At 72.0% G+C, this 13,071-nt stretch carries 12 protein-coding genes, 1 tRNA gene and 1 pseudogene; 13 read left to right on the forward strand and 1 reads right to left on the reverse strand.

The window, feature by feature from the left end; translation table 11 throughout:
• Window positions 1-64: 64 nt before the first annotated feature.
• Window positions 65-340, reverse strand: coding sequence for a hypothetical protein (locus EPO13_09340; protein ID TAK69063.1), 276 nt, complete (start codon window positions 338-340; stop codon window positions 65-67).
• Window positions 341-643: 303 nt separating this feature from the next.
• Here EPO13_09340 and EPO13_09345 point away from each other — a divergent pair, with 303 nt between their 5' ends.
• From EPO13_09345 to EPO13_09405, 13 genes and pseudogenes are all read left to right on the forward strand, one after another.
• Window positions 644-1,045, forward strand: a complete 402-nt coding sequence (locus EPO13_09345) for an antibiotic biosynthesis monooxygenase (GenBank protein TAK68955.1) — start codon at window positions 644-646, stop codon at window positions 1,043-1,045.
• A gap of 59 nt (window positions 1,046-1,104) precedes the next feature.
• Window positions 1,105-2,487: a glycine--tRNA ligase gene (locus EPO13_09350; GenBank protein TAK68956.1), complete on the forward strand. Its 1,383-nt coding sequence runs from the start codon at window positions 1,105-1,107 to the stop codon at window positions 2,485-2,487.
• A 183-nt stretch (window positions 2,488-2,670) separates the two neighbouring features.
• Window positions 2,671-3,753, forward strand: coding sequence for a tRNA dihydrouridine synthase DusB (gene dusB, locus EPO13_09355; protein ID TAK69064.1), 1,083 nt, complete (start codon window positions 2,671-2,673; stop codon window positions 3,751-3,753).
• 55 nt (window positions 3,754-3,808) lie between these two features.
• A complete protein-coding gene (locus tag EPO13_09360) occupies window positions 3,809-4,459 on the forward strand; it encodes a YdcF family protein (GenBank protein TAK69065.1) in 651 nt (216 codons plus the stop codon).
• A complete protein-coding gene (locus tag EPO13_09365) occupies window positions 4,456-5,757 on the forward strand; it encodes a deoxyguanosinetriphosphate triphosphohydrolase (GenBank protein TAK68957.1) in 1,302 nt (433 codons plus the stop codon). The genes EPO13_09360 and EPO13_09365 overlap by 4 nt, the downstream gene beginning before the upstream one ends.
• A gap of 9 nt (window positions 5,758-5,766) precedes the next feature.
• Window positions 5,767-7,728, forward strand: a complete 1,962-nt coding sequence (locus EPO13_09370; GenBank protein TAK68958.1) for a DNA primase — start codon at window positions 5,767-5,769, stop codon at window positions 7,726-7,728.
• On the forward strand, window positions 7,728-8,237 hold the full coding sequence (locus tag EPO13_09375; GenBank protein TAK68959.1) for a hypothetical protein: 510 nt from the start codon (window positions 7,728-7,730) through the stop codon (window positions 8,235-8,237). Before EPO13_09370 ends, EPO13_09375 begins: the two co-directional genes overlap by 1 nt.
• 123 nt (window positions 8,238-8,360) lie before the next feature.
• Window positions 8,361-8,436, forward strand: a tRNA-Asn gene (locus tag EPO13_09380).
• 199 nt (window positions 8,437-8,635) lie between these two features.
• Window positions 8,636-9,418, forward strand: a complete 783-nt coding sequence (locus EPO13_09385; GenBank protein TAK68960.1) for an SDR family oxidoreductase — start codon at window positions 8,636-8,638, stop codon at window positions 9,416-9,418.
• 53 nt (window positions 9,419-9,471) lie between these two features.
• Window positions 9,472-9,849, forward strand: a complete 378-nt coding sequence (locus EPO13_09390; GenBank protein ID TAK68961.1) for a nuclear transport factor 2 family protein — start codon at window positions 9,472-9,474, stop codon at window positions 9,847-9,849.
• Window positions 9,850-9,903: 54 nt separating this feature from the next.
• Window positions 9,904-10,778 (forward strand): annotated as a pseudogene (locus tag EPO13_09395) (LLM class F420-dependent oxidoreductase).
• Complete coding sequence (locus EPO13_09400) at window positions 10,775-11,332, forward strand: carboxymuconolactone decarboxylase family protein (GenBank protein TAK68962.1); 558 nt, start codon at window positions 10,775-10,777, stop codon at window positions 11,330-11,332. The pseudogene EPO13_09395 and the gene EPO13_09400 overlap by 4 nt, the downstream one beginning before the upstream one ends.
• Before the next feature lie 52 nt (window positions 11,333-11,384).
• On the forward strand, window positions 11,385-12,605 hold the full coding sequence (locus EPO13_09405; GenBank protein ID TAK68963.1) for an AI-2E family transporter: 1,221 nt from the start codon (window positions 11,385-11,387) through the stop codon (window positions 12,603-12,605).
• Window positions 12,606-13,071: the final 466 nt, after the last annotated feature.

The following is a 13,071-nucleotide window of genomic DNA, read 5'->3' on the forward strand; positions in this document are numbered from 1 at the left end:
GCGAGCCTTCGCAGGGGTCGTGCCGGCTGCGGCGGCACGCCGACCGCAGAGCCGGTCGGCGGTCTCAGAACCGGCCGAGCGCCTTGAGCACCGCGACACCGACGACGGCCCCGCACACGGCCACCCGAGCCAGTCGCGCGGTGCCGCTCAGCAGCGGCCAGGACAGCGCGGTTAGCCAGCCGATGAAGGCGCCGACGATCAGCAGCGCCAGCGCGCCAAGCCAACGCCAGGGCCCGGAGACGGCGAGGCCCACCACCAGTAGCACCCCGAGGATGACCGGGACGAGCCAGCGCGGCAGCCGGTGCAGCACCAGCAGCGCCGGTGCGCTGGCGACCTCCAGTCGCCGCCGGGGACCGGTCGGTGCCGCGCTGCTGCGCCCGTGCGGCGGGCGTCCGGGAACCCCGCTCCGCGCCTGCTGCGAGCGGCCTGTGGCGGGCCGGCCGCCGCGCGGGCCTGCTGCGGTGCCGGCAGGCCGGGCCGGATTGGCGCGGCGGTGCGGCTTGCGTGGGGACTGGCGAGCGGCCATCGACACCTCGGGTCCGGTCTACCGTGAGCCGCCCATGGTGGCGTATCGCGGTCGGCTCGGCCCAGCCGCCCCGAGGACGCCGGCTCGCCGGCCTCGCCGGACTCCAGGAGGTGGCCGATGATCGCCGTCAGCCGGTTCGTCGTGACCGCGCTCGACGAACCCGCGTTCGTCGAGCAAGCCGGCGTGGCGGTCGCCGCGTTGGCCGCCCGGCCGGGATTCGTCAGGGCGCACGTCGGACGGGCCCTGGACGACCCGTCCGCCTTCCTGCTGCAGACGCAGTGGTCGGATGTCGGGTCCTACCGTCGGGCGCTGTCGTCGATGGACGTGAAGATCGCGGCGGTGCCGCTGCTGTCGCGGGCCCTCGACGAGCCCTCGGCGTACGAGATCCTGTTGGCCGCCGACGGCTCCGGCACGGTCCGGTCCGCCAGCGACCGGGCTGCTGACGCCGCCACGGTCGGTCTCGGGGCCCTGCCGCCGCCGTCACCGGATACCCGCCCCGCCGGGTCGGGCGGACGGTAGCCACGTCGCGGCGGATAGCCTGCCGGTGCCCGCCGACACCCAGCCGGAGTGGAGAACCCGTGCCCGCCGATCGCGTCGACAACGTCGTCAACCTCAGCAAGCGCCGGGGTTTCGTCTTCCCCTCCAGCGAGATCTACGGCGGGACGCGCTCGGCCTGGGACTACGGGCCGTTCGGCGTCGAACTGAAGGAGAACATCCGGCGGCAGTGGTGGCAGGCGGTTGTCCGTGGTCGCGACGACGTCGTGGGTCTGGACTCCGCGATCATCCTGGCGCCGCAGGTGTGGACCGCATCCGGCCACGTCGAGGCATTCGTCGACCCGCTCACCGAGTGCAAGAAGTGCCACCGGCGCTGGCGGGCCGATCAGCTGCTGGAGGCGTACGCCGACAAGCACGGCCGCGAACCGGCGAACGGCCTGGCCGACGTGACCTGCGCGAACTGCGGGACCAAAGGCCAGTTCACGCCGCCGCGAGACTTCAACGGGATGCTGCGTACCCACGTCGGCCCGGTCGACGACGCCGCCGCCTTGCACTACCTGCGACCCGAGACCGCCCAGGGCATCTTCGTCAACTACCAGAACGTCGCCGGTGCGGCACGCAAGAAGCCGCCGTTCGGGATCGGCCAGACCGGCAAGAGTTTCCGCAACGAGATCACCCCGGGCAACTTCATCTTCCGGACCCGCGAGTTCGAGCAGATGGAGATGGAGTTCTTCGTCAAGCCGGGGACCGACGAGCAGTGGCACGAGTACTGGCTGCAGCAGCGTTGGGACTGGTACCTCGACCTCGGCCTGGACCCGGCCAACCTCCGCTTCTTCGAGCACCCCAAGGAGAAGCTGTCGCACTACTCCAAGCGCACCGTGGACATCGAGTACCGCTTCCGGTTCGCCGGCTCGGAATGGGCTGAGCTGGAAGGGATCGCCAACCGCACCGACTATGACCTGACCACCCACGGTGCCCACTCCGGGGTCGACCTGTCCTACTTCGACCAGGAGGCCAACGAACGGTGGGTTCCGTACGTCATCGAACCTGCCGCAGGACTGACCCGGTGCGTGCTGGCCTTCCTGCTGGACTCGTACGCCGAGGACGAGGCGCCCAACGCCAAGGGGGGCATCGACAAGCGCACCGTGCTGCGGCTGGACCCCCGGCTGTCGCCGGTCAAGGTGGCGGTCCTGCCGTTGAGCCGCAACGCCGACCTGTCGCCGAAGGCCCGTGACCTCGCGGCGGCGTTGCGGCGCAGGTGGAACGTGGAGTTCGACGACGCCGGCGCGATCGGTCGTCGCTACCGGCGGCAGGACGAGATCGGCACCCCGTTCTGCGTGACCGTCGACTTCGATACCCTCACCGACGAGGCCGTCACCGTCCGGGAACGCGACTCCATGAGTCAGCAGCGCATCGGCCTCGACGCGATCGAGGGGTGGCTGGCGACCCGGCTGCCCGGGTGCTGACCCGATGACCGACGCGATCGTCCTGACCGGCCTGCACAAGAGTTTCGGGCCGACGCGGGCCGTCGACGGCGAGCGGGTCCGGTGACGGCCACGCAGCTTCCTCGTGGCGCACCCACGCCGACCGGTTCGGTGCCGGTGCTGCCGCAGCTGCTGGCTGGGCGGCCGCCGGTGGTCCTGGCGCCCATGGCCGGTGTCACCAATCGGGCGTTCCGGCGGCTGTGCCGGGAATCCGGGGCCGGTCTCTACGTGTCGGAGATGATCACGTCGCGGGCGTTGCTGGAGCGCAACGCCGAGACGATGTCGATGATCGAGTTCGACGCCGACGAGCAGCCGCGCTCACTGCAGCTGTACGGCGTGGACCCGGGCGTCGTGGGAGCCGCGGTCCGGCTGGTGGTCAGTGAGGACCGCGCCGACCACGTGGATCTGAACTTCGGCTGCCCGGTGCCCAAGGTGACCCGCAAGGGCGGCGGCAGCGCGCTGCCGTGGAAGCGGGACCTGTTCCGCGCCATCGTGGCCGCCGCCGTCGAGGCTGCCGACGGCCGGGTACCGGTCACGGTGAAACTGCGGATGGGAGTGGACGCCGACCACCTCACCTACCTCGAGGCCGGCCGGACGGCTGCGGCTGAAGGTGTCGCCTGGGTGGCGCTGCATGCCCGGACAGCCGCGCAGCTGTACTCCGGGCGGGCCGATCGCACCGCGATAGCGCGGCTGGTGACCGAATTGGCGCCGACCGCCGTCCCGGTGCTCGGCAACGGCGACATCTGGACCGCTGGGGACGCGCTGGACATGGTCGCCGAGACCGGCTGCGCCGGGGTCGTCGTGGGCCGGGGTTGTCTGGGGCGGCCGTGGCTGTTCGGGCAGCTCGCCGACGCCTTCGCCGGCCGCCCGATCCGGCCGGAACCGCGGCTGGCCGAGGTGCTGCGAGTGCTGCGGCGGCATGCGGAACTGCTGTGCGCCCAGTACGGCGAGCAGCGTGGCTGCCGTGACCTGCGCAAGCACATGGCGTGGTACCTCAAGGGTTTCTCGGTGCGGCAGCAGGTTCGGGCTGCGCTCGGGACAGTTTCCGGGCTGGCGGAACTCGACCAGTTGCTGGCCCAGATCGATGGCGACCAGGACTTCCCGGTCGCTGTCGCGGCCGGGCCGCGGGGCCGCACCTCGCCGCCGCGCGACGTCGTCGTACCCGAGGGCTGGCTGGATACTCCCGAGCTCGACGAGGCCGCGGCTCGCGTCCTGCGCACGGCTGAACTGGCGGTCAGCGGCGGCTGAGACCCCGCCGCCCACCCGGGCCGATGGGTCAGAATGTGGCGTGACCTCGACCCCTGTGCGCGACCGGGCACCGGCGGTCCGCCGCCGGGTGCGGTGGGTCCGGTGGGTCCTGGTCGGGATCGTGGCCGTCGTGGCCGTCGCCGTTGCGGTCGTCGCCGCGGCGACGTACTCGGTGATCTGGACGGCGCGCCAGGACGATCGCGGGCGAACCGACCTCATCGTGGTGCTCGGGGCCTCGCAGTACTGGGGTGACCCGTCGCCGGTCTTCGCCAACCGGCTGGAGCACGCCGCCGAGCTGTACGCCGCCGGGGTCGCCGGGCGCATCGTCACCGTCGGCGGCAAGCAGGAAGGCGACGTGACCACCGAGGCGCAGGCGGGCCGGTCCTACCTGGTCGGTCACGGCGTCCCCGCGGCCGCGGTCGAGGCCATCGCCACCGGCCGCGACACCTGGGAGAGCGTGCAGGCGCTCGCCGCGCGGATGGCCGACCGGGGCTGGCGATCGGCGACGATCGTGTCCGATCCCGCGCATGTGGCCCGGGCTGCGGCGATGGCGTCCGCGCTGGGGATCGAGGCCCGCACGTCCCCAACCCAGTCCGGTGCCGGCTCGGCGACGACGGCCGACTACGTGCTGCGCGAGACCGCGGGCCTGCTCGGTTTCTGGCTCGTGCAGCGCTGGTCGGTCGATCCGGTCGTCGGCGGCTCGTGACGCCCGCAGCCGAGAGCGACCGTCGCCGGTGGGTCTACGCCGACGCCGACCAGCAACGGTGGGTGGCGGAGGAGGCCAAGCGGCCCGGCCGATCGGCCTTCGCGCGCGACCGCGCCCGGGTGCTGCATTCGGCGGCGTTGCGCCGCCTGGCCGCCAAGACCCAGGTCGTGCTCGCCGGTCGCGCCGACTTTCCGCGCACCCGGCTGACGCACACCCTCGAGGTGGCGCAGATCGCCCGCGAGCTGGGCCAGTCGCTCGGTTGCGACCCGGACCTGGCCGAAGTCGCCGGCCTGGCCCACGACCTGGGCCACCCCCCGTTCGGGCACAACGGGGAGAAGGCCTTGGCCGAGGTCGCCGCGGCGTACGGCGGCTTCGAGGGCAACGCACAGTCGTTCCGGGTGCTCACCCGGCTGGAGGCCAAGAGCTTCGCCGGCGGCCGCAGTGCCGGCCTCAACCTCACCCGGGCCAGCCTGGATGCCACCGCGAAGTACCCGTGGCCGGTTCGACCGGGCAGTTCGAAGTTCGGGGTGTACGCCGACGACCTCGAGGTCTTCGACTGGGTCCGGCAGTCCGCGCCGGACGGCCGCCGGTGCCTGGAGGCGCAGGTCATGGACTGGGCGGACGACGTGGCGTACTCCGTGCACGACGTGGAGGACGCCGTACACGGCGGTCACGTCCGGCTGCCCCGGCTGGCCGAACCCGCCGATCTGGACGATCTGCTCGCGCTGGCGCGGGACCGATACGCCCCGGACGTCGAGGTCGCCGAACTCGGCGATGCGCTGGATCGGTTGCGCCGGTTGCCGTTCTGGCCGACCGCATACGACGGCTCGCAGCGTGCGCTGGCGGCGCTGAAGAATCTCACCAGCGAACTCATCGGCCGCTTCAGCTACGCCGCGCAGGACGCCACGCGGGCGGCGTTCGGCGGCGGCCCGCTCGCCCGGTACGACGCCGACCTGGTGGTGCCCCGGCAGACCCGGCTGGAGGTGGCCGTCATGAAGGGGGTGGCCGGCTTCTACGTGATCGAGCCGCAGGGCACCGGCCGGACCCATCGCCGGCAGCGTGAGGTGCTCGCCGAACTGGTCTCGACGCTGTGGCACGACGGCGGTAGCCAGCTGGAGCCGTGGCTGCGACCGGCCTGGGACTCCGCGGGCGACGACGCCGCCCGGCTGCGGGTCGTGGTCGATCAGGTGGCCAGCCTGACCGACGTCAGCGCCGTGGCGTGGCACGACCGGTTGTGCCGCAATGGCGCGTCCACCGCCGACCGCCGAGCCGGCGGTGGCGCGGCGGAGCGACCGTAGGATCGCGGCATGACCGGGCGCATCCGCGAGGACGACATCGCGGCGGTCCGGGAGGGTGCTCGCATCGACGAGGTGATCCGCGAGCACGTCACCCTCCGGCCGGCCGGAGGCGGTTCGCTGAAGGGGCTGTGCCCCTTCCATGAGGAGCGGTCACCGTCGTTCAACGTGAACCCCGCCAAGGGGGTGTACTACTGCTTCGGCTGTGGCGAAGGCGGCGACGTGGTCGCGTTCGTGCAGAAGGTCGACCATCTGTCGTTCGCCGAGGCGATCGAAAAGCTCGCTGGCAGAGCAGGAGTGGTCCTGCGGTACGTCGAGGGCGGTTCGGCGGCCCGGCCAGCGCAGGGGCAGCGCACCCGCCTCGTCGAGGCGCACCGGCAGGCCGCGGCGTTCTACGTCGAGCGGCTGGCATCCCCGGAGGCCGAGATCGGCCGCCGGTTCCTCACCGACCGCGGTTTCGACGCGGCTGCGGCTGCCCGATTCGGTGTCGGTTTCGCGCCGAGATCCTGGGACGCGGCCACGTCGTTCCTGCGGGGCAAGGGGTTTACCGACACGGAGCTGAAAGCCGCTGGTTTGGTCGCGGAGGGCGGGCGGGGCGTCTACGACCGGTTCCGGGGCCGGTTGGTGTGGCCCATCCGGGAGTTGTCCGGCGACATCGTCGGGTTCGGCGCACGGAAGCTGTTCGACGACGACGACGGTCCGAAGTATCTCAATACTCCGGAGACCCCGATCTACAAGAAATCCCAGGTGCTCTACGGGATCGACTTGGCGCGCAAGGACATCGCCAATCAGCAGCGCGCCGTCGTCGTGGAGGGTTACACCGACGTCATGGCATGCCACCTGGCCGGAGTGCCCACCGCGGTGGCGACCTGCGGCACGGCGTTCGGCGCCGAGCACGTCCGGGTCCTGCGCCGGCTGCTCATGGACGACGAGCACCTGCGTGGTGAGGTCGTGTTCACCTTCGACGGCGACGCCGCAGGTCAGCGGGCCGCATTGCGCGCCTTCGCCGAGGACCAGCGGTTCGTGGCCGCCACCTTCGTGGCGGTGGAACCCACCGGCCTGGACCCGTGCGACCTGCGGCTGGCCCGCGGCGACGCGGCGGTCCGCGACCTGATCGACCGGCGGGTTCCGTTGTTCCGCTTCGCAATCCAGTCGACGCTGGCGCGATTCGATCTGGACACCGCCGAGGGGCGCGTCGCGGCGCTGCGGGCCGTCGCCCCCGTGGTGGCGGGGATCCGGGACGCGGCGTTGCGATCGGAGTACGTCCGCACCGTGGCCGGCTGGCTCGGGGTGGACGTCACCGGTGTGGCGGCCGAGGTCGGTGCCGCCGGCCGCGCTACGGCGGGACGCCGCGGGACGTCCGCGACACCGCCGGCCGGGACCGCGCCGACCGGGGCATCGCCGACCGGGACAGCGCCGACCGGGGCATCGCCAGCAGGGGCTGCGCCCGCGACCAGGCCGGCCGTGCCGCCGGCGGCCGACCCGCGCCGCGGGGCAGGGGATCCGGCCGTCCGAGTGGAGCGCGAGGCACTCAAGTGCGTGCTGGCCGAACCGGCCTTGTGCGCGGGGTGGTTCGAGGCGATCGACCCGGGCGCTTTCACCGCACCCGCCTACGCCGCGGTGTACCAGGCGATCGCCGCCGCCGGCGGCCCGGCCGCGGGGCTGTCGGGCATCGGCTGGCTCGACGCCGTCCTCACCGCCTGCCCGGACGACGGCGTACGAGCACTGGTTCGAGCGCTGGCCGTCGAGCCGCCGCCCACGCAGCACGGCGTCGACGAGCGGTACGCGACGTCGATCCTCGCCCGCCTGCTGGAGCTCGACGCGGGTCGGCGGATCGCGGAGCTCAAGGCCCGGCTGCAGCGGGCCGACCCCACCGCCGAGGCCGACGACGCCAACCGGCTCTTCGCGGACCTCCTGGCCCTCGAGCAGTACCGCCGTGAGCTGCGCGAGCGAGCGACCGGCGCGCAGCTGTGATGCGACTACGGCGCCGAGCCGTGCCGGAACCGGTGCGACACCGCGACTCCTTGCTGCCCGGCGAGCGCGTGCTGGCCTGGGCGACACTGCCGCGGGCCGGCCGGGCGCGGTCGTACGCCGTGGCCACGCAGCGGGCGCTGCACGCTGAGGTCCTGCCGACCGGGCGGGTGCCGTGGGATGCGGTCGTGCGAGCCAGCTGGGACGAGCCCTGGCTCGACGTCCTGGTCGACGTCGCCGGTGCTGGCCGGCGGCGGGTGAGGCTGGAACTGACCGAGCCCGGTGAGGTGCCGGTCGTGGTGCGGGAGCGGGTGAACGCCAGCATCGTGGTCGCGCAGCGGGTCGAGCTGCGGGACAACGCCGGGGCTCGGCTGGTCGGCCGGCGCGGAAGCGACGACGGTGTGCTGCGGTGGGACGTGGTGTTCGATGCCGGCCTGGATCCGCAGGATCCGATGCTGCGCGACCTGGCCGAAGCGGCCCTGGCCGAGCTGCGCAGCGGGTGGGGGGTCTGAGCGCCCCTGCTCGGTCGGCGCCTCGGCGACGGTCGGCTCCGGCGGGGCCCCGGCGGTGGATCCGCTCCGGCGGAGGCGACCCGACGGCGCTGGTAAGGTCCCCGTCGCGCCCGGGAGGGTCCTTCCCGCGTAGCTCAATTGGCAGAGCAGCCGGCTGTTAACCGGCAGGTTACTGGTTCGAGTCCAGTCGCGGGAGCAACGTCGTCGCAGGTCAGCGCAGCTGACCTGCGGCCGGCCGGGGAGGCGCCGGCAGGCGCTCGATCCCGGGGTGCGGCACTTCCGCCGCGGTACGCGCTATCGGCGGCGGTCATTGACAGTCAGCCGACGGGCGGGCCACCGTACGGCCGCTCGGTCCTGGCCGCCGGTACGGCGTTGCGACTGGGCCGCCGCCGCGTCGACTGGAGGTTCCTGTGAGCCGTGAGTTCGTCCAGGGCAAGGTCACCCTGGTGACCGGAGCCGGCTCGGGTATCGGCCGGGCGACTGCCCTGCTGCTGGCCGAGGAAGGTGCCTCGTTCGTCGCCGTCGCCGACACCAACCTGGCCGGCGCGCAGCAGACGGCCGACGAGGTGGAAGCCTTCGGCGCCAAGGCGATCCCGGTGCAGTGCGACGTGAGCGACGATGCGGCGGTGACGGCCCTGGTGGACCGCGTCGTGGCCGCCGCAGGCAGGCTCGACGCCGCCGTCAACTGTGCTGGAGTCCAGGGTCCGCACGATCCGGTCGCCGATGTCACCGACGACGACTGGCGACGCGTCGTCGCGGTGAACCTCGACGGCACCTTCTACTGCATGCGCGCCGAGTTGCGCGCCATGGCCGACCACAGCGGTTGCTCGATCGTCAACATCAGTTCCGCGGTCGCGGTCGACCCGATCCCCAACATGGGCGCCTACAACGCGACGAAAGCAGCGGTGAATGCGCTGACCCGGTCCACCGCGGCGGAGTGCCTGGGCCGAGGAATCCGCGTCAACGCGGTCATGCCCTCGGGGATCAAGACCGGGATGATGGCCCAGATGGCCGAGACCGAAGAGGGGCGTGCGACCATCGCGGCGCGCCTGACCATGGGACGGATGGCCGAGCCGCGGGAGCTTGCCGAGGCAGTCGTCTGGCTGTGTTCGTCCGGTGCGGGCTGGGTCACCGGGCTGACGATGCTCGTCGACGGCGGCTCGCACGCCTTCCGCTCCTGAGGCCGGGCGCCACGGTTCTGACATCGCCGCAACACCCGATCGAGGAGGATGACGTGGCCGGGCCCATCGCCACCTACTACCAGCGACTGGACGACGTCGACGTGGAGGGATGCGTGGCCCTGGTCGCCGACGATGTCCTCTGTGTCCGACAGCTTCCCGGGCCGGACGGCGTACCCACCCTGCAGCCGACCCGGGGCAAGGACGAGTTACGGCAGTTCATCGTCGACCGGGGCAAGCGGCCGTACCGGCACACGATCGTCCTCGAGTTCGGCGAAGGCGATCAACTGTGCGCCGAAGGCGTGGTCCGGGGGACACCAGGTTTCGCCTCCTTGTTTGTGGCGCGCGCGACGCTCAACGACGCCGGACTGATCACCCGGCTGGTTGCGGTCGGTTCGCAGTGCACCGAGGCGGAGTTGGTCGAGTATGCCTAGCGTCGCCGGTATCGCCTTGTCGCACCACGGGTACCGGCCGTACGGGTGGTCCCGGTGAAGGTCGGACTGTCCCTGCTGCCGACGGACCGCGGCGTACGGCCCGACGACCTCGGCCGCCTGGCCGAGGATCACCGGTTCGAGTCCGTCTGGTTCGGTGATCACTCCCACATCCCGGTCGACCGCCGTACGCCGTGGCCCGGCGGAGCGACGCTGCCGGCCGCGTACTACCGCATGCTGGCTCCCGTCGTCGCGATGGCCGTCGCCGCCGCGGCGACGTCGCAGCTGCGGGTCGGTTCCGGTGTCGCCCTGGTCGCTCAACGCGATCCGCTGCATCTCGCCAAGGAGATCGCCAGCGTCGACTACCTGTCCGGCGGACGGGTTCTGGTCGGGATCGGCGCGGGCTGGAACGTCGAGGAGATGGCCAACCACGGCACGGCGGCCGCGGAACGGTTCGCGATCCTCGAGGAACGCGTCGCGGCGATGAAGGCGATCTGGACCCAGGACGAGGCGGAGTTTCACGGCAGGTACGTCGACTTCGACCCGATCTATGCCTGGCCGAAACCCGTGCAACGTCCACACCCTCCGATCCACGTCCCCGATCCGGACCGCCCGGCGGCCTTCGCCGGGCGGTCCGGATCGGGGACGGCTGGATGCCGATGGCGAATCGTGGCGGCACCGACATCCGGGCGCAGCTCGCCCTGCTGCCGCAGGTCGCCGAGGAGTTCGGGCGGTCGCTGGACGGGTTCGAGGTCACCGTGTTCATCGCGCCGCTGGACGCCGAGGTCCTGGCGGACCTGGCGCAGGCCGGGGTGAACCGGGTCGTGTTCAGTGTCGGAGAACGTGATTGGGCGGCGGCCAAGGATCTCGTGACCGAGATCTCCGCAGTCGCCGGCCGCGCCGGTCTCGCGTTCGACGGGGCGGACTCGTGAGCCGGCTGCGGCCCATACCGCCGCAGGAACTCGACGCCCGGCAACAGCAGGTGTACGACGCCATCACCACCGGCCCGCGCGGGCTGGTGGTCGACGATGTCGGTGCGTTGCGGGGCCCGTTCGACCCCATGCTGCGGCTGCCGGCCGTCGGCCTGCCGTTGCAGGAGGTCGGCGCCCAACTCCGCTTCTTCGGCGACCTGCCCGACGACATTCGCGAGCTGACCGTCCTCGTGGTGGCTCGGGAGTGGCGGTGCGCGCTGGAGTGGCGCGTCCACGCCGGTTTCGCCGTGGCACAGGGCATTCCCGAGGCGGCGGTCGCGGCAATCCGCCGCGGCGAGCGCCCCGACCTGGCCGACCCGCGCCTGACCCTCGTCCACGACGCGGTCCGGGAGTTTCTGGACAGCAAGCGACTGGCCGAGTCGACGTACGACGCGCTGCGCGCGCTGCTGGGCGAGACCGGAGTGGTCGAACTGATCCTCGTCGTGGGCTATTACGCGATGCTGGGGGGCCTGCTCGGCGGCTTGGAGATCGGCGCCGACTGGACCGACCAGTAGCTCCCGGCCGGCCTGACCAGCGCCCGGACGCCGCTGCTGCCATCATGCGAGCGTGACGCCCGCCGACCGCGACCTCCCGATCCTCGACCCGGCGAACTCGCCGGCCGAGCCCCGGCTCCCGCTCGTGGATCCGGGGTCCGACCTGGGATCGCAGCGGCCGTTGCCGTCGCCCGACGCTCAGGTGCCGTACACGCTGCGGGTGCTGGCCGGATACGCCTGGCGCCTGGTTGCGGTGCTGCTCGCGCTGTGGATGCTGGGACAGGTCGTCGGGGCGATCACGTCCGTCCTGGTGTCGGTGTTCGTGGGCGGCGTGATCACGGCACTGACGCTTCCGTTGGTCAACCTGCTGGACAAGGTGATGCCGCGGGCACTCGCCGTGGCGGCCACGATCATCCTGACCTTCGTGCTCGTGGTGGGTGCGCTGTCGTTCATCACGTTGCAGTTCATCAACCAGATACCGCAACTGAGCCAGCAGTTGCAGGACGGCTTCAACTCGTTCCAGGAATGGCTGGAAACCGGACCGCTGAAGCTGGATGCCGCGCAGATCACCCAGTACCTGGACCAGGCCCGGGAGTGGGTGACCAGCAACGCCGGCAATCTGGCGACCGGGGTGCTCGGCGGGCTGGGCACGGTGGGCGGTCTGCTGACGGGGCTCGCCGTCGCGGTCTTCGCCGCGGTGTTCTTCCTGTACGACGGTCAGCGGATGTGGGCGTGGCTGGTCGGTACCACACCACGCCGTGCCCAGGACCGGGTCGACACGTCGGGGCAGGTTGCCTGGCAGACGTTCTCCGGCTACGCCCGCGGCACCGTGATCATCGCGTTGACCAACGCCATCCTGGTCGGCATCGCCCTGACGATCCTGCGGGTACCACTGCCGATCCCGTTGGCGCTGCTGGTCTTCGTCGGCTCGTTCATCCCGTACGTCGGGGCGCCGATCGCGATGTTCCTGGCCGGCCTCGTCGCCTTCGCCGCCAACGGCATCTGGTCGTTCGTCCTGGTGATCATCCTGATCACCCTGATCGGCCAGCTGGAAGGCAACGTCCTGCAGCCGCTGGTCATGAGCAAGCAGGTGTCGCTGCACCCGTTGGTGGTGATCGTGGGAGTGATCGCCGGAAGCGCCTCGATGGGGATCATCGGGGCGATCGTCGCGGTGCCGGTCATCGGCGTGGTCTGGTCGATCCTGCGGTACCTGACCGGCCGCGATCCGGACAACCCGAAGGCGAAGCCGTTCACCACCGAGCCGCTACGCCGGGTCGCCGGCGACTCCTGGTAGACCCCGGCAGCTCCTGGTAGACCGGCGGCTCAAGATGTGAGGGGCATCACGCCGCCATTCAGGTGATGTCGGCAAGCGAACGGCGGTGAGGCACCGAAGGCTTGTGGTGCCAGACGCAGGGGTTCTGGCCGCCGGTGGGGCCCTCACCCGCATCGGACCAACGCCCCCATCGCCAGCTGCCGCCGGCGATGGGGGCGTTCTGCATGTCGGCCGGCCAGCTGCGGCCAGGCGGGTCCGGCCACCGGTGAGGCACTGACGGCCTGCCCTGGCGGGCCGTCAGCGGAACCGCTGCGCGCACCCCGTTCGTATACTGCGAGCGCCGTGCCGACTCGGTCAGCCGCGAGCTGTCCGCCAGACGCGCGAGCGCACGCCGTACGGCGGACTCACCGCCGGCGGGCCGCGTCTGCTGGTGACGAATGGGGCCCGCCGACGACACCCTGGAGGACCACTGCCTCGCGTCGCGGCC

The sequence above is a fragment of the Actinomycetota bacterium genome, assembly GCA_004297305.1.
GTDB lineage: Bacteria > Actinomycetota > Actinomycetes > S36-B12 > FW305-bin1 > FW305-bin1.

Bases quoted from the DNA above. Each gene is read 5' to 3' on its own strand.
- EPO13_09345 (TAK68955.1), top strand. From the start codon at position 644: ATGATCGCCGTCAGCCGGTTCGTCGTGACCGCGCTCGACGAACCCGCG.
- dusB (TAK69064.1), top strand. From the start codon at position 2,671: ATGGCCGGTGTCACCAATCGGGCGTTCCGGCGGCTGTGCCGGGAATCC.
- EPO13_09370 (TAK68958.1), top strand. From the start codon at position 5,767: ATGACCGGGCGCATCCGCGAGGACGACATCGCGGCGGTCCGGGAGGGT.
- EPO13_09375 (TAK68959.1), top strand. From the start codon at position 7,728: ATGCGACTACGGCGCCGAGCCGTGCCGGAACCGGTGCGACACCGCGAC.